Consider the following 16401-nt stretch of genomic DNA (forward strand, 5'->3'; position numbering starts at 1 on the left):
GCCCGCATACGCGCGCGGCCTCTTTGTCAAATTGAGGGGCTGTCGGGCTGTTTGCTGCGCTGATGGTAGGCGTAGCACAAAGGGCTCCGGGTGTTGTCAAAGCGCTCGATAAACCCGTGCCGCAAGGCGCGTAAAGAATTCAAACGCCGCAGGAGAGACTGGTTATGGCTCAGCAGGTGAGTGGTCGTCAACCGCGCTATAAGCGCATTCTGCTCAAACTTAGCGGCGAGGCCCTGATGGGGTCGGAAGATTTCGGCATCGATCCCAAGGTGCTCGATCGCATGGCTTTGGAAGTTGGCCAGTTGGTGGGGATCGGCGTGCAGGTCGGCCTGGTCATCGGCGGTGGCAACCTCTTTCGTGGGGCGGCGCTCTCCGCAGCCGGCATGGATCGGGTGACTGGCGACCATATGGGGATGCTCGCGACCGTGATGAACGCCCTGGCCATGCGCGATGCGCTGGAACGTTCGAATATCCCGGCAATCGTGATGTCGGCGATTTCCATGGTTGGGGTGACCGATCACTACGACCGGCGCAAGGCGTTGCGTCACCTGAAAACCGGTGAGGTGGTGATCTTTGCCGCTGGCACCGGCAATCCGTTCTTCACCACCGATTCGGCCGCCTGCCTGCGGGCCATTGAGACCGATGCCGACGTGGTGTTGAAGGCGACCAAGGTGGACGGTGTGTACACTGCCGATCCGTTCAAGGATCCGCATGCAGAGAAGTTCGATCACCTGACTTACGATGAAGTGCTGGATCGCAAGCTTGGTGTGATGGATCTGACGGCCATCTGCTTGTGCCGTGATCACAAGATGCCGCTGCGCGTCTTCAATATGAATAAACCCGGTGCCCTGCTGAATATCGTGCTGGGCGGTGCCGAAGGTACTCTGATCGAGGAAAGTGAAAAATGATCAACGAGATCAAGAAAGATACCCAGGAACGTATGCAGAAGAGCCTGGATTCGCTGACCCATGCTTTCAGTCGTATTCGTACCGGCCAGGCTCATCCAAGCATTCTGGGTGGCGTGATGGTGTCTTATTACGGTTCCGACACCCCCTTGAATCAGGTTGCCAACGTGACCGTCAAGGATTCCCGCACCCTGCAGGTTGTCGCGTTCGAGCGCGGCATGCTGGCTGCTGTCGACAAGGCGATCCAGAGTTCCGGTCTGGGCTTCAATCCGACCAACCTGGGCGAGTTGCTGCTGATTTCCATGCCGGCGCTGACCGAAGAAACCCGCAAGGGCTTCACCAAGCAGGCGCGTGATGCCGCGGAAGATGGCCGTATTGCCGTGCGCAATATCCGCCGTGATGCCTTGAGTCAGCTGAAAGATCTGGTCAAAGAGAAAGAAATCAGCGAAGACGAAGAGCGTCGTGCCGCCGATGATATCCAGAAGCTGACTGACAAGTTCGTGGCGGAAATCGAAGTGGCTGTGAAGCAGAAAGAAGCGGATCTGATGGCCGTTTAGCGGTCAGGAGATCCTTATGCACAAGACCATAGGCGGCGCTAAAGCGGCCGTGCCACGTCATGTGGCGATCATCATGGACGGTAATAACCGCTGGGCGCGCAAGCGTCTGTTGCCGGGAATTGCCGGGCATAAGGCTGGCGTCGATGCGGTGCGCGCGGTCATTGAGGTGTGCGCCGAGACCGGGGTCGAGGTGTTGACCCTGTTCGCCTTCTCCAGCGAGAACTGGCAGCGTCCAGCCGACGAGGTCGGGGCGCTGATGGAGTTGTTCCTCGGCGCGCTGCGCCGCGAGGCGAAGAAGCTCGACGAGAACGGCATCAGTCTGCGCATCATTGGCGATCGCTCGCGCTTCCATCCGGAGCTGCAAGCCGCCATGCGTGAGGCTGAAGCCTTGACCGCTGGCGCCAAACGTTTCGTCCTGCAGATTGCCGCCAACTATGGCGGGCAGTGGGATATTGCGCAGGCGGCGCAGCGGCTCGCTCGCGAGGTTCAGGGCGGGCACTTGCGGCCTGAAAATATTACCCCCGAGCTGTTGCAGAGCTGTCTGGCGACCGGCGATTTGCCCTTGCCCGATTTGTGCATCCGTACGGGTGGCGAGCATCGCATCAGTAATTTCCTGTTATGGCAGTTGGCCTACAGCGAGCTGTATTTCTCTGATCTGTTCTGGCCTGATTTCAAGCACGATGCCATGCGCAAGGCCTTGGCGGATTACGCCAAGCGCCAGCGGCGTTTTGGTCGATCCGCTGAACAGGTCGATGCCGAGGCGCGTGCCTGATGCTTAAACAACGGATCATGACTGCGTTGGTGTTACTGCCCATCGCCCTGGGCGGGTTCTTTCTGCTCGATGGTGCGGCCTTTGCGCTGTTCATTGGCGCCGTGGTCAGTCTGGGTGCCTGGGAGTGGGCGCGCCTGGCGGGCCTGGCCGGACAGCCGCTGCGAGTGGCCTATGCCGCAGGGGTTGCTGCGCTGTTATTCGGGCTCTATCAATTGCCGACATTGGCGCCCTGGCTGTTGCTGCTCGCTGTCGTCTGGTGGGCGCTGGCCACTGTGCTGGTGTTGAGCTATCCGGCCAGTAGCCGCTATTGGGCCGGGTTGCCGGGTCGGTTGTTGATCGGCTTGCTGATCCTGCTGCCGGCCTGGCAAGGCTTGGTGCTGTTCAAGCAGTGGCCACTGGCCAACGGTTTGATCCTGGCGGTGATGGTGCTGGTCTGGGGCGCGGATATTGGTGCCTATTTCACCGGCAAGGCCTTTGGCAAGCGCAAGCTGGCGCCGCGGGTCAGTCCGGGCAAAAGCTGGGAGGGCGTGATTGGCGGCCTGATTACCAGCCTGCTGATCACCCTGGCGGTGGGGCTCTATAGGGACTGGTTCGCCAGTGAGTTGTTCATGGCGCTGGCGGGTGCGGCGCTGGTGGTGTCGATTTCGGTGGTCGGCGATCTGACCGAGAGCATGTTCAAGCGTCAGGCTGGGCTCAAGGACAGCAGCAATCTGCTGCCGGGACACGGCGGGGTGCTCGATCGCATCGACAGCCTGACCGCCGCCATTCCAATGTTCGCCGCGCTGTTGTGGCTGGCCGGTTGGGGTGCCCTGTGAGCCAGGTGCAGCAGATTACAGTGCTCGGGGCCACGGGCTCCATCGGCCTCAGTACCCTCGATGTGATCGGCCGACACCCCGCGCGTTATCAAGTGTTTGCCTTGTCCGGCTTCAGCCGCCTGGTTGAGTTGGAGGCGCTGTGCATGATCTACCGGCCGCGCTATGCCGTGGTGCCGGATGAGCGCTCGGCGCGCCATCTGCAGGGTGGTTTGCATGCGGCGGGCCTGGCGACGCGGGTGCTGTTCGGCGAACAGGGCCTGTGCGAAGTGGCCGCCCATCCCGAGGTGGATGCGGTGATGGCGGCTATTGTCGGCGCGGCTGGACTCAAGCCGACGCTGGCGGCAGTCGAGGCGGGCAAGAAGGTCCTGTTGGCCAACAAGGAGGCGCTGGTGATGTCCGGCGCCCTGTTTATCGAGGCGGTGCGGCGCAGCGGTGCGGTCTTGTTGCCCATCGACAGCGAACACAATGCAATCTTTCAGTGCTTGCCCGGCGATTATGCCCGCGGGCTGGAGCAAGTGGGCGTGCGGCGGATTTTGTTGACCGCATCCGGCGGCCCGTTCCGCGAAACGCCACTGGAACAGTTGCACGAGGTGACTCCCGAGCAAGCCTGCGCCCATCCCAACTGGTCGATGGGGCGCAAGATCTCGGTGGATTCGGCGAGCATGATGAACAAGGGCCTCGAGTTGATCGAGGTCTGCTGGCTGTTCGACGCCAAGCCGGCGCAGGTCGAGGTGGTAATCCATCCGCAGAGCGTGATCCATTCGCTGGTCGACTATGTCGATGGTTCGGTGTTGGCGCAGCTGGGTAACCCGGACATGCGCACGCCGATCAGCCATGCCCTGGCCTGGCCACAGCGCATTGATTCGGGGGTGGCGCCGCTGGATCTGTTCGCCATCGCCCGGCTGGACTTCCATGCGCCGGACGAGCAGCGTTTTCCCTGCTTGCGACTGGCGCGCGAGGCGGCAGAGGCGGGCGGCAGTGTGCCGGCCATGCTCAATGCGGCCAATGAGGTGGCGGTGGCGGCCTTTCTCGAGCGGCGCATTCGCTTTCCCGAGATCGCGAGTATCATTGAGGCTGTGCTGAACGCCGAGCCGGGCGTTGCAGTCGAAAGTGTGGATGCAGTCCTGGCGGCAGATCGTCGAGCGCGTGTGCTTGCCGAGCAATGGCTGAATCGTCGTGGTTGATAAGCGCAAGCAGAACGCCGCATGGTTGGTCATTTGCTGCGAGCACACCCCCAGTCGCGGAGAAGCTAGATGAGTGCGCTCTATATGATTGTCGGTACCCTGGTTGCACTTGGGGTGCTGGTTACTTTTCACGAGTTTGGTCACTTCTGGGTGGCGCGCCGCTGCGGGGTCAAGGTTCTGCGGTTCTCCGTGGGCTTCGGCACGCCGCTGGTGCGCTGGCATGATCGCCAGGGCACCGAGTTCGTCATCGCCGCCATTCCCCTGGGTGGCTACGTCAAGATGCTCGATGAGCGCGAAGGTGATGTGCCGCCCGAGCAGCTCGATCAATCGTTCAATCGCAAGAGCGTAGGTCAGCGTATTGCCATAGTGGCAGCGGGGCCGGTTGCCAACTTCCTGCTGGCCCTGGTGTTTTTCTGGGCGGTGGCGATGCTCGGCAGCCAGCAGGTGCGTCCGGTCATCGGCGCCGTTGAGGTCGGTAGTCTGGCGGCCGATGCCGGCTTGCAGGTTGGGCAGGAAATCGTTGCGGTCAATGGTGAGCCGACCACTGGCTGGGCGGCGGTCAACCTGCAGTTGGTGCGGCGCCTGGGCGAAAGTGGCACCTTGAGTGTCGATGCCCGCGATCAGGGTTCCACAACCGCTGGCCCGCGGCAAATCGTGCTGAAAGATTGGCTCAGGGGCGTTGAGGAGCCAAATCCGATCGCCGCCCTTGGCATTCGCCCCTGGCGCCCGGCGCTGTTGCCGGTGTTGGCGCAGCTGGATCCGAAAGGCCCGGCGCAGGCTGCCGGATTACTGGTTGGCGACCAGCTGCTGATGCTCAATGGCGAGCCGCTGGATGAGTGGCAGCAGCTGGTCGATCGCGTGCAGGCCATGCCGGCCGAAGCCGTAACCCTGCTGGTCAAGCGCGATGGGCGAGATATGCAAGTGGCCGTGAACCTCGCCGCACGCGGAGAGGGTGAGGCCCGCAGAGGTTATCTGGGCGCGGGCGTTGCAGGTGTCGAGTGGCCAGCTGAGATGCTTCGCGAGGTCAGTTTCGGGCCGCTGGAGGCCGTGGCTGAGGGCTTTCGGCGTACCTGGACGATGAGTCTGCTGACCCTCGACTCGCTGAAGAAAATGCTGTTTGGCGAGCTCTCGGTAAAAAACTTGAGCGGGCCGATAACCATTGCTAAAGTGGCGGGCGCTTCGGCCGAGTCGGGCTTGGGGGATTTTCTCAACTTCCTCGCCTACTTGAGCATAAGTCTGGGGGTTCTCAATTTGTTGCCAATCCCTGTGCTGGATGGGGGGCATCTGCTTTATTACCTGGTCGAGTGGGTGCGTGGTCGTCCACTGTCGGAACGGGTGCAGGGTTGGGGGATGCAGATTGGTATCAGTTTGGTGATCGGGGTGATGTTGCTGGCCTTGATCAACGACCTGGGTCGACTGTAGACCGTTACTGAATTACAAATCTGTCGCCTTGGGCGGCAGATTTTTTATTGTCAGTTGGAATAAGAAAGGACTTCATGAAACGTCTGCTGCTACCTGCGGTGCTTGCCGCATTGATGATCGCCGAAGTTCACGCCGAGTCCTTCACCATCTCCGATATCCGCGTCAATGGCCTGCAGCGTGTGTCTGCGGGCAGCGTATTCGGTGCCTTGCCGCTCAATGTCGGTGAAGAGGCTGATGACCGCTCGCTGGTGGAGGCAACTCGTGGCCTGTTCAAAACCGGTTTCTTCCAGGATATCCAACTCGGCCGTGATGGTGACGTGCTGGTCATTACCGTGGTGGAGCGGCCGTCGATTTCCGGCATCGAGATCGACGGTAACAAGGCCATCAGCAGCGAAGACCTGCTTAAGGGACTGAATCAGTCCGGGCTGGCCGAAGGCGAGATCTTCCAGCGTGCGACCCTCGAAGGTGTGCGTAACGAACTGCAGCGCCAATATGTGGCCCAGGGACGTTACTCGGCCGAAATCGAAACCGAAGTGATTCCGCAGCCGCGTAACCGCGTGGCGCTGAAAATCAATATCAATGAAGGCACGGTCGCCGCCATCCAGCACATCAATGTGGTGGGCAACAGCGCCTTCGCCGACGAAGACCTGATCGATCTGTTCGAGCTGAAGACCAGCAACTGGCTGTCGTTCTTCAGAAACGACGACAAGTATGCCCGCGAAAAGCTTTCCGGTGACCTGGAGCGTCTGCGCTCCTACTACCTGGATCGCGGCTACATCAATATGGATATTTCCTCGACCCAGGTGTCCATTACCCCGGACAAGAAACACGTCTACATCACCGTCAACATCGACGAAGGCCAGAAGTACAGCGTGCGTGAGGTGAAGCTCTCCGGTGACTTGAAGGTGCCGGAAGAAGACATCAGGTCGTTGCTGCTGGTACAGGAAGGTCAGGTTTTCTCGCGCAAGGTGATGACCACCACCTCCGAACTGATCACTCGCCGTCTGGGTAACGAGGGCTACACCTTCGCCAACGTCAACGGTTTGCCGGAAGCGCATGATGAAGACAACACGGTCTCCATTACCTTCGTCATCGATCCGGGTAAGCGTGCTTACGTCAACCGCATCAACTTCCGTGGCAACACCAAGTCGGAAGACGAAGTGCTGCGCCGTGAAATGCGCCAGATCGAAGGCGGCTGGGCTTCGACCTACCTGATCGATCAGTCGAAAACCCGTCTGGAGCGCTTGGGCTTCTTCAAGGAAGTCAACGTCGAAACCCCACAAGTGCCGGGCACCGACGACCAGATCGACGTCAACTACAGCGTCGAAGAGCAGGCGTCCGGTTCGATCACCGCCAGCGTCGGTTTCGCCCAGAACGCCGGTCTGATCCTCGGTGGCTCGATCACCCAGAACAACTTCCTCGGGACGGGTAACAAAGTCAGCGTCGGCTTGACCCGCAGCGAATTCCAGGAACGCTACAACTTCGGTTTCGTCGACCCCTACTGGACTGCCGATGGCGTCAGTTTGGGCTACAACGCCTTCTATCGCACCACTGACTACGACGAACTCGACACCGATGTGTCCAGCTATGCGGTGGACAGTTATGGCGTTGGCGCCAGCATCGGTTACCCGATCAGCGAAACCTCGCGCCTGACCTATGGCCTGACGGCTCAGCAGGATGACATCAGCACTGGTGTGTTCACGGTCGATGAGATCTTCGATTTCCTCGAACAGGAAGGCGACAGCTACCTGAACCTCAAGGCCTCGGTGGGCTGGTCGGAGTCGACCCTCAATCGCGGCGTCATGGCCACCCGTGGCCATTCCCAGAGCCTGGTGTTCGAAACCACGGTGCCGGGTAGCGACCTGTCGTTCTACAAGCTCGACTACCGTGGCCAGGTGTTCAAGCCGCTGAGCGACAACTACAGCCTTCGCTTCCACACCCAGCTGGGCTATGGCGATAGTTACGGCTCGACTGCCGAGCTGCCGTTCTACGAGCACTACTATGCTGGCGGTTTCGGCTCGGTACGCGGTTTCGAGGACAGCAGTCTGGGCCCGCGTAGCACGCCAAGTACAGGTACCAAGCCGGGCACTCAGCTCGATCCCGATCAGGATCCGTTGCCGTTCGGTGGTAATGTGCTGATCCAGGGTGGCGTCGAATTGCTGTTCCCGATGCCGTTCGTCAAGGATCAGCGTTCGCTGCGTACCGCACTGTTCTGGGACGTAGGTAACGTGTTCGACACCAACTGCAGTGCCAGCCAGGAAGCCCTTAGCGACAGCTGTAGCTTGGATGCTGGGAGTCTCGCCAGCTCCGTGGGTGTGGGCCTGACTTGGATCACCGCGCTGGGGCCGTTGAGTTTCAGCCTGGCCATGCCGGTCGTCAAACCGGACGACGCCGACACTCAGGTATTCCAGTTCTCCCTCGGTCAGACGTTCTAAGCGTCCGATTACTGAACTACTACAACAGTTTTTGCAGGAGTTGCACCGTGCGTAAGTTGACCCAACTGGTTCTGTTAAGCGTGGCCCTGCTGGCGACCCCAGCATTTGCCGAAATGAAAGTAGCAGTACTCAATTACCAAATGGCGCTGCTCGAGTCCGATGCGGCCAAGCGCTATGCGGTCGATGCCGAGAAAAAATTCGGCCCGCAGCTGAGCAAGCTCAAGACCCTGGAAAGCGATGCCAAGCGCATCCAGGATCGCATCGTCAAAGATGGCGAAAAAATGCAGACCGCCGAGCGTGAGCGTCTGGAGCTGGAATTCAAGCAGAAGGCCCGCGATTTCCAGTTTCAGTCCAAAGAGCTGAACGAATCCAAGGCAGTTGCCGATCGCGAGATGCTGAAAAAGCTCAAGCCGAACCTGGATAAAGCCGTGGAAGAAGTGATCAAGAAAGGTAACTTCGACCTGGTGCTCGAGCGCGGTGCGGTGATCGATGTCAAGCCCCAGTTCGACATCACTCTGCAGGTTATCGAGCGCATGAATCAGCTGCGCTGATCATGCAGGCTCCGGTTTTTACCCTCGCTCAGCTGGCCGAACGGCTGGATGCCACCTTACGTGGCACCGCCGATAAAGCGATCAGTGGTTTGGCCACCTTGCAGGAGGCTGGCCCTGATCAACTGAGCTTTCTGGCTAATCCGCAATACCGCAAATACCTGCCCGATTGCCGTGCCGGCGCGGTCTTGCTGACCGCCGCCGATGCCGAGAATTACAGCGGCAACGCCTTGCTGGTCGCCAATCCCTATCTGGCTTATGCGCAGCTCTCCCACCTGTTCGATCGCAAGCCACAGGCTGCGGCTGGTGTGCATGCAACCGCATGGGTGGCCGATGATGCGCAGGTGGATGCCAGTGCCAGTGTCGGTGCATACGCGGTGATCGAGCGCGGTGCGCGGATCGACGCCGGCGTGACGATCGGCGCGCATTGCGTGATCGGTGCGCGTTCGCTGATCGGTGAGGGTGGCTGGCTCGCGCCGCGAGTCACCCTGTATCACGATGTGCGCATCGGCAAACGGGTGGTGATCCAGTCGGGCGCGGTGATCGGCGGCGAGGGCTTCGGCTTCGCCAACGAGAAGGGTGTCTGGCAGAAGATTGCCCAGATCGGTGGTGTGGTGATCGGCGACGACGTCGAAATCGGCGCCAATACCACCATCGATCGCGGTGCGCTGGCAGACACGCTGATCGGTAACGGGGTCAAGCTGGACAACCAGATCATGATCGCGCACAACGTGCAGATCGGCGACAACACGGCCATGGCCGGTTGTGCGGGTATTTCCGGCAGCACCAAAATTGGCAAGAACTGCATGATCGCCGGTGGCGTCGGCATGGTCGGACACATCGAAGTCTGCGACGGAGTCTTCGTCACGGGTATGACCATGGTGACCCGCTCGATCACCGAGCCGGGTTCTTATTCTTCTGGTACCGCCATGCAGCCTGCGGGCGAGTGGCGCAAGAGTGCGGCACGAATTCGTCAGTTGGATGACATGGCGCGGCGACTGCAACAGTTGGAAAAACAACTGGCTGCCGTGACCTCCAGCGGGAACGCCTCATCTGATGCCTGAGCCGGCTATGCCGCGCTCTCCTCTTTTTATTACAGGCTTCTCTGGACATGATGGACATCAACGAAATACGTGAGTACCTGCCGCATCGTTATCCGTTCCTGCTGGTAGATCGGGTAGTGGATCTGGATGTTGAGGGCAAGTGCATTCGTGCGCACAAGAATGTCAGCATCAATGAGCCATTCTTCAACGGGCACTTTCCCCAGCATCCGATCATGCCCGGCGTGTTGATCATCGAGGCAATGGCCCAGGCGGCCGGCATACTGGGCTTCAAGATGATGGGTTTGAAGCCTTCGGACGGTACCCTGTATTACTTCGTCGGCTCGGACAAGCTGCGCTTTCGTCAGCCAGTGGTGCCGGGTGATCAACTGATCCTCGAGGCCCGCCACCTGAGTAACAAGCGCAGCATCTGGAAGTTTGAATGCAAGGCCAGTGTCGACGGCAAGGAAGTATGTTCGGCTGAAATCATCTGTGCGGAACGCAAACTATGAGTTTGATTGACCCTCGCGCCATCATTGATCCTTCTGCCAAGCTGGCTGACGACGTTGTCGTCGGCCCTTGGTCGATCATAGGGCCTGATGTGGAGATTGGTGAGGGTACAGTGCTTGGGCCTAATGTGATCATCAAAGGGCCAACCAGAATTGGTAAGCACAATCGCGTCTATCAGTTCTCCTCGCTGGGCGAGGACACGCCGGATCGTAAGTACAAGGGCGAGCCCACGCGTCTGGTGATTGGCGATCACAACATCATTCGCGAAGGTGTCACCATGCATCGGGGCACCATCCAGGACCGCGACGAGACCACCGTGGGCGATCACAACCTGATCATGGCCTATGCGCACATCGGCCATGACAGCGTGATTGGCAACCATTGCATTCTGGTCAATAACACCGCGCTGGCGGGACATGTGCATATCGGCGACTGGGCGATTCTGTCCGGTTACACCCTGGTGCATCAGTTCTGCCATATCGGCGCGCACAGCTTTGCCGGCATGGGCACGGCGATTGGCAAGGACGTACCGGCCTATGTCACGGTTTCCGGCAATCCGGCGGAAGCCCGTAGCATGAATTTCGAAGGCCTGCGCCGTCGCGGTTTCAGTGCCGAGTCGATCCATGCGCTACGCCGCGCCTACAAGACCGTCTATCGCCAAGGCTTGACCATAGAAGAAGCCTTGGCCGAGTTGGTGGAGCCTTCGCTGCAGTTCCCTGAGGTTGCGGTGTTCCGCGACTCGATCCAGGCGTCCAATCGCGGCATTACCCGCTAGCTCATGGCGGATCTATTGCGCGTCGCGCTGGTGGCTGGTGAAGCCTCCGGCGACATTCTCGGCGCCGGCCTGATGCAGGCCTTGAAGGCCCGTCATCCACAAATCGAATTCATCGGCGTCGGCGGCCCACGTATGCAGGCCGAGGGCCTGAGTTCCTATTTTCCCATGGAACGCCTGGCGGTGATGGGCCTGGTCGAAGTGCTCGGCCGGCTGCCGGAGTTGCTGGCGCGGCGCAGGCAGTTGATCAAGACCCTGATCGACGCCAAGCCGGACGTGTTCATCGGCATCGATGCGCCGGATTTCAACCTGGGCCTCGAGCTCAAATTGCGCCGTGCCGGGATTAAGACCGTGCACTACGTCAGCCCCTCCGTCTGGGCCTGGCGGCAGAAGCGCGTGTTGAAGATTCGTGACGCCTGCGACCTGATGCTGACCCTGTTTCCGTTCGAGGCGCAGTTCTACGACGCCCATCAGGTGCCGGTGCGTTTCGTCGGTCATCCACTGGCCGATGCGATTCCCCTGCAGGCCGACCGGGCGGCGGCGCGCGAGGCCCTGGACTTGCCGCAGGACAGCGCCGTAGTGGCCTTGCTGCCGGGCAGTCGGGGCGGTGAAGTGGCGCGTTTGGGCGCGTTGTTTCTCGATGCGGCGGTGCGTCTGCGTACCCTGCGTCCGGGCATCCGTTTCGTCGTGCCCTGTGCCAGCCCTGAGCGCCGCGTGCAGCTGGAGCAAATGCTGGTCGGGCGTGACTTGCCCTTGACCCTGCTCGATGGCCGCTCCCACGATGCCCTGGCGGCTTGCGATGCGGTGCTCATCGCCTCGGGTACGGCCACCCTGGAAGCCCTGCTGTACAAGCGACCAATGGTGGTGGCCTACAAGGTCGCACCGCTGACTTACCTGATTCTCAAACGCCTGGTCAGCAGTGCCTATTTCGCGCTGCCCAATTTGTTGGCCGAGCGTATGTTGGTTCCTGAGCTGATTCAGCATGCGGCAACCCCGGAAGCTTTGGCCCAGGCCTTGGCGCCTCTGCTCAATGACGGTGTAGTACAGACCGAAGGCTTCGATGTGATTCACCGTGCCCTGCGCCGTGATGCGTCTGCCCAGGCGGCCGAGGCCGTGCTCAAACTGATAGGGCAGGCCTGATGCAGCTGGGTCTGGACTTCAGTCAGGTGCAGGAGCTGGTCGCCGGTGTCGATGAAGTCGGCCGTGGCCCATTGTGCGGAGCTGTGGTCACTGCAGCGGTAATTCTCGATCCGTTGCGGCCGATTCTGGGACTGAACGATTCGAAGAAGCTCAGCGCTGCACGGCGCGAGCAGCTCTTCGATGAAATCTGCGAGAAAGCCCTGGCCTGGTGCGTCGCCCGCGCCGAGGTGGAGGAAATCGACCGCCTGAACATCCTCCACGCGACCATGCTGGCCATGCAGCGCGCGGTCGAGGGCTTGAGTGTCGTGCCCCGGCTGGCGCTGATCGACGGTAATCGTTGCCCCATCCTGCAAGTGCCGAGCACGGCTGTGATCAAGGGCGACAGCCAGGTCCCGGCGATCGCCGCGGCCTCGATTCTGGCCAAGGTCAGCCGCGATCGCGAGATGCAGCTGCTCGATGCGTTGTATCCCGGTTACGGCATCGCCGGGCACAAGGGCTATCCCACTCCCGTGCATCTGGAAGCCTTGCGCCGCCTGGGGCCAACGCCGATTCACCGGCGCTCATTTGCCCCGGTGCGTGCGCTGCTGGACGACTGAGGCCGTCGCCGCCATTCGGCTGTAGGCCCGAAATCTCTGCTGTTGAGCCTGCATCTCTGCGCTTGCAGCTTGTCGTTGCGAAGGCTGTACAATCCCCATCTTGTCGTTTTGTGTTTTGTATAGGACTGTCATGACTGTTTCGTTTGTCCATCTGCGTCTGCACACCGAGTATTCCCTGGTCGATGGTCTGGTGCGGGTCAAGCCGCTGATCAAGGCCGTGGCGAGTGTGGGCATGCCGGCGGTGGCGGTCACCGACATGAGCAACATGTGCTCGTTGGTCAAATTCTACAAAGCGGCTATGGGCGGCGGAATCAAGCCGATCTGTGGTGCCGACATCTGGCTGGCTAACACCGATGATGACGGTCCACTCAGCCGCATGACCCTGCTGGCTACCAATGCCAAGGGCTACCGCAACCTGACCGAACTGGTTTCCCGCGGCTGGACCGAGGGGCAACGCAACGACCAGGTGATCATCCAGCGCGACTGGGTCAAGGCCGCCGCCGAAGGTTTGATCGCGCTGTCTGGCTCCAAGGAGGGCGAGGTCGGTCATGCCCTGCTGAACGGCGAGCCAGCCGCAGCCGAAGCGTTGCTGCGCGAATGGCTGGAGGTGTTTCCACAGCGCTTTTACCTGGAGGTGCAGCGCACCAACAGGGTCAACGACGAGGAGCATCTGCACCTGGCGGTCGAGTTGGCAGCCAAGGTCGGGGCGTCGCTGGTGGCGACCAACGATGTGCGTTTTCTCAAGCAGGATGATTTCGCCGCCCACGAGACCCGTGTGTGCATCGGTGAAGGTCGCAGCCTGGACGATCCGCGACGTCAGCGCAGCTATTCCGATCAGCAGTACCTGAAGAGCCCGGAAGAGATGGCCGAGTTGTTCAGCGACCTGCCGGAGGCGCTGGAAAATACCGTCGAGATTGCCCGGCGCTGCAATATCGAAGTGCAGATGGGCAAGTACTTCCTGCCCGACTTCCCGGTGCCGGCCGGGATGACCATGGACGAGTACTTTCGCAAGGTTTCCTTCGACGGTCTCGACGAGCGCCTGGAAGTAAGGCTGCCCAAGGACACGCCGGACTACGACGCGAAGAAGCAGGTGTATATCGATCGGCTGAACTTCGAGCTGAATATCATCATCCAGATGGGCTTCCCCGGTTACTTCCTGATCGTTATGGATTTCATCAAGTGGGCGAAGAACAACGGCGTGCCGGTCGGCCCTGGCCGGGGGTCGGGTGCCGGTTCGCTGGTGGCCTACGTGCAGAAGATCACCGACCTCGATCCGCTGGCCTATGACCTGCTGTTCGAACGCTTCCTCAACCCGGAACGGGTCTCCATGCCCGACTTCGACGTCGACTTCTGCATGGATGGCCGCGACCGGGTAATTGATTACGTCGCCGAGAAATACGGGCGTAACGCGGTCAGCCAGATCATCACCTTCGGCACCATGGCGGCCAAGGCGGTGGTGCGTGACGTGGCGCGGGCCCAGGGCAAACCCTATGGCCTGGCCGATCGCCTGTCGAAGATGATTCCCTTCGAAGTTGGCATGACCCTGGAAAAAGCCTACGAGATGGAGGAGCCGCTGCGCGACTTCCTCAAGGTCGACGAGGATGCCCGGGAAATCTGGGAAATGTCGCGCAAGCTCGAGGGCATCACTCGTGGTACCGGCAAGCACGCCGGCGGCGTGGTTATCGCGCCGACCAAACTCACCGACTTCTCGCCGATTGCTTGCGATGACGAAGGCGGCAGTCTGGTCACTCAGTTTGACAAGGATGATGTGGAAACCGCAGGTCTGGTGAAGTTCGACTTCCTCGGTCTGCGCACCCTGACCATCATCAAGTGGGCGATGGAAACGATCAACCGCGAGCAGGCCAAGCAAGGCCTGCCGGACCTGAATATCGACTTCATTCCGCTGGATGACAAACCGACCTTCCAAATGTTGCAGAAGGCCGAGACCACTGCGGTGTTCCAGCTCGAGTCGCGCGGCATGAAGGAGCTGATCAAGAAGCTCAAGCCGGACTGCCTGGAAGACATGATCGCCCTGGTGGCCCTGTTCCGTCCGGGCCCGTTGCAGTCGGGCATGGTCGACGACTTCATCAACCGCAAGCACGGTCGTGAGCCGATTTCCTATCCGCATCAGGACTATCAGTACCCGGGCCTGGAGCCCGTACTCAAGCCCACCTACGGCATCATCCTGTATCAGGAACAGGTGATGCAGATCGCCCAGGTCATGGCTGGTTATACCCTCGGTGGCGCGGATATGCTGCGTCGCGCCATGGGTAAGAAGAAGCCCGAGGAGATGGCCAAGCAGCGCGGTGGCTTTATCGAGGGCTGCACGAGCAACGGCATCGATGCGAACCTGTCGGGCAATATCTTCGATCTGGTGGAAAAGTTCGCCGGCTACGGCTTCAATAAATCCCACTCGGCCGCTTATGGTTTGCTCTCTTACCAGACGGCCTGGCTCAAGGCGCACCACTCGGCCGCCTTTATGGCGGCGGTTTTGTCGGCGGATATGCACAACACCGACAAGGTCGTGACCCTGATCGAGGAGTGCCGCAGCATGAAGCTGCGCCTCGATGCGCCGGATGTGAATATTTCAGAATTCAAGTTCACGGTTACCGACGAAGGCTGGATCATCTATGGCCTGGGCGCGATCAAGGGGGTCGGCGAGGGGCCGGTCGAGGCCATCGTCGAGTCGCGTAAGGATGGTCCGTTCAAGGATCTGTTCGACTTCTGCTCGCGCGTCGACCTCAAACGCATCAACAAGCGCACCCTGGAAGCGCTGATCCGCGGTGGCGCCCTGGATCGTATGGGGCCGTATTTCCACGAGGAAATAAAAGCCTACAAGGCCAATATTGATCGTAACCGCGCGGTGCTGTTGGCGGCGATGGAGGAGGCTGTGCAGGCGGCCGAGCAGACCTCGCGCAGCCATGATAGTGGTCATGTGGATCTGTTTGGCGGGGTGTTTGCCGATGCCGAGATGGATGTTTATGCCAATCACCGCAAGGCCCGTGAGCTGTCGCTGAAGGAGCGCCTTAAAGGCGAGAAGGACACCCTCGGCCTGTATCTGACCGGGCATCCGATCGACGAATACGAAGGCGAGGTACGGCGCTTTGCCCGTCAGCGGATCATCGACCTCAAGCCGGCGCGCGGCGACCAGACGATTGCCGGTCTGATCGTCAACCTGCGGGTGATGAAGAACAAGAAGGGTGACAAGATGGGTTTCATCACCCTGGACGATCGCTCTGGCCGGATCGAGGCGTCGTTGTTCGCCGAAGCGTTTTCCAGCAATCAGGCGTTGTTGCAGAGCGATGCCCTGGTGGTGGTCGAGGGCGAGGTGAGTAACGATGATTTTTCCGGCGGTCTGCGTTTGCGGGCCAAGCGAGTGATGAGCCTGGAGGAGGCGCGGACCGGACTGGCTGACAGCCTGCGCTTGAGGATTGCCAGTAGTGCCTTGAAGGGCGATCGGCTGCGCTGGCTGGCGGATGTGTGCAAGCGCCATCGCGGTGCCTGCCCGATCACCCTGGAGTACACCGGTGAGGATGCGCGGGCCATGCTGCAGTTTGGCGAAGGCTGGAGAATCGATCCGGCCGACAGTCTGATTCAGGCATTGCGTGACCAGTTCGGGCGAGACAACGTCTTTCTGCACTACCGCTGATTTTTGAGGCCCCGGCTTCATGTGTTGGTTGCGGCGCTCGTGGGTGGGATTGTGAG

The 16401-nt window shown here is 60.4% G+C and carries 14 protein-coding genes; all 14 read left to right on the forward strand.

The window, feature by feature from the left end; translation table 11 throughout:
* The first annotated feature begins 164 nt into the window (after window positions 1–164).
* Window positions 165–908: a UMP kinase gene (gene pyrH / locus VCJ09_RS06510; protein WP_172147861.1), complete on the forward strand. Its 744-nt coding sequence runs from the start codon at window positions 165–167 to the stop codon at window positions 906–908.
* Window positions 905–1462 (forward strand): ribosome recycling factor, encoded by a 558-nt coding sequence (gene frr, locus VCJ09_RS06515; RefSeq protein ID WP_079201102.1) that lies wholly within the window; start codon window positions 905–907, stop codon window positions 1460–1462. The genes pyrH and frr overlap by 4 nt, the downstream gene beginning before the upstream one ends.
* A gap of 16 nt (window positions 1463–1478) precedes the next feature.
* Entirely contained in the window at window positions 1479–2234 is a 756-nt protein-coding gene (uppS, locus tag VCJ09_RS06520; RefSeq protein WP_324733633.1) for a polyprenyl diphosphate synthase, read from the forward strand.
* Window positions 2234–3049, forward strand: a complete 816-nt coding sequence (locus VCJ09_RS06525) for a phosphatidate cytidylyltransferase (RefSeq protein ID WP_079201104.1) — start codon at window positions 2234–2236, stop codon at window positions 3047–3049. The genes uppS and VCJ09_RS06525 overlap by 1 nt, the downstream gene beginning before the upstream one ends.
* Window positions 3046–4233 carry a 1-deoxy-D-xylulose-5-phosphate reductoisomerase gene (gene ispC / locus VCJ09_RS06530; RefSeq protein ID WP_324733634.1) on the forward strand — a complete coding sequence of 396 codons (1188 nt, stop codon included), beginning with the start codon at window positions 3046–3048 and terminating at the stop codon, window positions 4231–4233. The genes VCJ09_RS06525 and ispC overlap by 4 nt, the downstream gene beginning before the upstream one ends.
* A 69-nt stretch (window positions 4234–4302) precedes the next feature.
* A complete protein-coding gene (gene rseP / locus VCJ09_RS06535) occupies window positions 4303–5655 on the forward strand; it encodes an RIP metalloprotease RseP (protein ID WP_324733635.1) in 1353 nt (450 codons plus the stop codon).
* A gap of 74 nt (window positions 5656–5729) precedes the next feature.
* Window positions 5730–8090, forward strand: coding sequence for an outer membrane protein assembly factor BamA (gene bamA / locus VCJ09_RS06540; RefSeq protein WP_324733636.1), 2361 nt, complete (start codon window positions 5730–5732; stop codon window positions 8088–8090).
* A gap of 47 nt (window positions 8091–8137) precedes the next feature.
* Entirely contained in the window at window positions 8138–8641 is a 504-nt protein-coding gene (locus tag VCJ09_RS06545) for an OmpH family outer membrane protein (RefSeq protein WP_079201108.1), read from the forward strand.
* Window positions 8642–8643: 2 nt separating this feature from the next.
* Entirely contained in the window at window positions 8644–9702 is a 1059-nt protein-coding gene (gene lpxD, locus VCJ09_RS06550) for a UDP-3-O-(3-hydroxymyristoyl)glucosamine N-acyltransferase (RefSeq protein ID WP_324733637.1), read from the forward strand.
* Window positions 9703–9749: 47 nt separating this feature from the next.
* The gene (gene fabZ, locus VCJ09_RS06555; RefSeq protein WP_305255122.1) at window positions 9750–10190 is read left to right on the forward strand and encodes a 3-hydroxyacyl-ACP dehydratase FabZ; all 441 of its coding nucleotides are present in this window, start codon (window positions 9750–9752) and stop codon (window positions 10188–10190) included.
* A complete protein-coding gene (gene lpxA, locus VCJ09_RS06560; RefSeq protein WP_079201111.1) occupies window positions 10187–10963 on the forward strand; it encodes an acyl-ACP--UDP-N-acetylglucosamine O-acyltransferase in 777 nt (258 codons plus the stop codon). The genes fabZ and lpxA overlap by 4 nt, the downstream gene beginning before the upstream one ends.
* Before the next feature lie 3 nt (window positions 10964–10966).
* Complete coding sequence (lpxB, locus tag VCJ09_RS06565) at window positions 10967–12100, forward strand: lipid-A-disaccharide synthase (RefSeq protein WP_324733638.1); 1134 nt, start codon at window positions 10967–10969, stop codon at window positions 12098–12100.
* On the forward strand, window positions 12100–12696 hold the full coding sequence (rnhB, locus tag VCJ09_RS06570; protein ID WP_324733639.1) for a ribonuclease HII: 597 nt from the start codon (window positions 12100–12102) through the stop codon (window positions 12694–12696). The genes lpxB and rnhB overlap by 1 nt, the downstream gene beginning before the upstream one ends.
* Before the next feature lie 130 nt (window positions 12697–12826).
* Window positions 12827–16345 carry a DNA polymerase III subunit alpha gene (dnaE, locus tag VCJ09_RS06575; protein ID WP_324733640.1) on the forward strand — a complete coding sequence of 1173 codons (3519 nt, stop codon included), beginning with the start codon at window positions 12827–12829 and terminating at the stop codon, window positions 16343–16345.
* Window positions 16346–16401: the final 56 nt, after the last annotated feature.

This window comes from Pseudomonas paeninsulae (assembly GCF_035621475.1).
GTDB lineage: Bacteria > Pseudomonadota > Gammaproteobacteria > Pseudomonadales > Pseudomonadaceae > Aquipseudomonas > Aquipseudomonas paeninsulae.

Bases quoted from the DNA above. Each gene is read 5' to 3' on its own strand.
- pyrH (WP_172147861.1), top strand. From the start codon at position 165: ATGGCTCAGCAGGTGAGTGGTCGTCAACCGCGCTATAAGCGCATTCTG.
- frr (WP_079201102.1), top strand. From the start codon at position 905: ATGATCAACGAGATCAAGAAAGATACCCAGGAACGTATGCAGAAGAGC.
- uppS (WP_324733633.1), top strand. From the start codon at position 1,479: ATGCACAAGACCATAGGCGGCGCTAAAGCGGCCGTGCCACGTCATGTG.
- VCJ09_RS06525 (WP_079201104.1), top strand. From the start codon at position 2,234: ATGCTTAAACAACGGATCATGACTGCGTTGGTGTTACTGCCCATCGCC.
- rseP (WP_324733635.1), top strand. From the start codon at position 4,303: ATGAGTGCGCTCTATATGATTGTCGGTACCCTGGTTGCACTTGGGGTG.
- bamA (WP_324733636.1), top strand. From the start codon at position 5,730: ATGAAACGTCTGCTGCTACCTGCGGTGCTTGCCGCATTGATGATCGCC.
- lpxD (WP_324733637.1), top strand. From the start codon at position 8,644: ATGCAGGCTCCGGTTTTTACCCTCGCTCAGCTGGCCGAACGGCTGGAT.
- fabZ (WP_305255122.1), top strand. From the start codon at position 9,750: ATGATGGACATCAACGAAATACGTGAGTACCTGCCGCATCGTTATCCG.
- lpxA (WP_079201111.1), top strand. From the start codon at position 10,187: ATGAGTTTGATTGACCCTCGCGCCATCATTGATCCTTCTGCCAAGCTG.
- lpxB (WP_324733638.1), top strand. From the start codon at position 10,967: ATGGCGGATCTATTGCGCGTCGCGCTGGTGGCTGGTGAAGCCTCCGGC.
- rnhB (WP_324733639.1), top strand. From the start codon at position 12,100: ATGCAGCTGGGTCTGGACTTCAGTCAGGTGCAGGAGCTGGTCGCCGGT.
- dnaE (WP_324733640.1), top strand. From the start codon at position 12,827: ATGACTGTTTCGTTTGTCCATCTGCGTCTGCACACCGAGTATTCCCTG.